Genomic DNA, 1,804 nt, shown 5'->3' with positions numbered 1-1,804 from the left:
TGTAGCGCGTCGATCTGGATGGGAAGGCGCGGCAATCTGGATGACGAGTCAGTGTCGCAGCGAGGTGATGATTGCCGCGCTGATTGTCGCGCGCAAGAGTTTTGTTGAAGTTTGATTGTCGCGGAGCGTCAATCAGCGACGGTTTTGGGTGTCGCATGCGAGGTTGGGCGTCCTGGACCTCGTTTTCGCTCGAGGGCTGAGCGCCGACGATAGCTTTCGACATTCATCTCGACGATGGTTGCGTGATGGACGAGCCGATCGATAGCCGCGAGCGTCATGGCGGGGTCCGGGAAGACCTTGTTCCATTCGCCGAAGGGCTGATTGGCGGTGATCAGCATCGAGCGGCGCTCATAGCGGGCGCTGATGAGCTCGAACAGCACGCTGGTCTCGGCCTGGTCTTTGGTGACGTAAGCAAGATCATCGAGGATCAGGAGATCGAAGCGATCGAGGCGGTTGATGGCCGCCTCGAGGTTGAGTTCGCGCCGCGCCACCTGCAGCTTCTGGACGAGGTCCGTGGTCCTGGAGAAGAGAACCCGCCATCCGTTCTCGATCAGGGCGAGACCGAGAGCTGCCGCCAAATGGCTCTTGCCGCCGCCGGGAGGACCGAACAGGAGCAGATTGGCGCCCTTGCCCAGCCAGCCATCGCCGGCGGCGAGCGCCATCACTTGCGCCCTGGAGATCATCGGCACGGCGTCGAAGTCGAAGCTGTCGAAGGTCTTTCCGGCGGGCAGCCGTGCCTCGATGAGGTGCCGCTCGATCCGACGGCGGCCGCGTTCGGCGATCTCGTGCTCGGCGATGGTCGCGAGGAAGCGGCCGGCCGGCCAACCTTCCTTGTCGGACTGTTCGGCAAATTGCGCCCACAGCACCTTGATGGCAGGCAGCCGGAGCTCGTTGAGCAACAGATTGAGGCGCGCGGTATCAACGGTGTTTGCCGTACTCATGCGGCACCTCCGATCTCGCCGGTACCGATGAGGCATTCATAGGTCGCAAGCGGCGCGAGGTGCACCACGACGTTCGGCAACTGGGCGGGATCGGGGGCGAAGTGAGCGCGCAGCCGGTTGAGGTCGGGCAGTCGGCCGGCGTCAAGATCAGCCGCGAGCTGATCGGCGAGTTCGGCCTCGCAGCCGCGGTCATGAGCGAGCGCGAGGAGGTCGACCATGATCCGGCAGGCCTTCTTGTCCGGCAAGCGTTCGCGCAATCGGTCGAAGGTTCTCCGATAGCCCTCTCGCGGGAACAGCCTGTCCCGGTAGACCAGATTGAGAAGCGCCATCGGCTTGCGCCGCAGAGAATGGATCACGTGCCGATAATCGACGACCTGGTCGTATTTGCCGCTGGGATGCGGCCGGCCGCGCGGCAAGGTAAAGAGATGCGTTCCGCCGACGAACACATCGAGGTGATCATCGTAGAGGCGCGCCCGCAGCCGATGGCCGATCAAGCGCGATGGCACGGTGTAGAACACCTTGCGCAGGGTAAAGCCGCCGGATGACGTCACGCGGACGATCACCTCTTCGTAGTCCGAGGTGCGGCGATCGGGCAGCTCCTGCAACGCCACACGCTCGCTATCGATCCGCTTGGCGTTGCGGGCATTGCGGCGGCTGGTGATCTCGTCGACGAAGCCGCGATAGGTGGCAAGATCGTCGAAGTCGGCAGTTCCGCGCAGCAGCAAGGCGTCGGCAATTGCTCGCTTGAGATGACCGTGGGATCCTTCGATCGAGCCGTTCTCGTGGGCGATACCGCGATTGTTGCGGGTGGGGAGCATGCCGTAATGGGCACAAAGGGCTTCGTATCGCCGCGTCAGGTCGTC

The 1,804-nt window shown here is 63.4% G+C and carries 1 protein-coding gene and 1 pseudogene; both read right to left on the bottom strand.

What is annotated here, in order from left to right; translation table 11 throughout:
* Positions 1–128 precede the first annotated feature (128 nt).
* Entirely contained in the window at positions 129–941 is an 813-nt protein-coding gene (istB, locus tag AAFX91_RS41350) for an IS21-like element helper ATPase IstB (RefSeq protein WP_394570312.1), read from the bottom strand.
* Positions 938–1,804 (bottom strand): annotated as a pseudogene (locus AAFX91_RS41345) (IS21 family transposase); the annotation flags it as partial. The pseudogene AAFX91_RS41345 and the gene istB, both read right to left, overlap by 4 nt.

Origin of the sequence: Bradyrhizobium sp. 31Argb, assembly GCF_043638955.1 — a bacterium.
Taxonomy (GTDB): domain Bacteria; phylum Pseudomonadota; class Alphaproteobacteria; order Rhizobiales; family Xanthobacteraceae; genus Bradyrhizobium.
The sequence above is the reverse complement of the archived record's forward strand: the minus strand, read 5'-3'. Positions and strand labels throughout refer to the sequence as shown.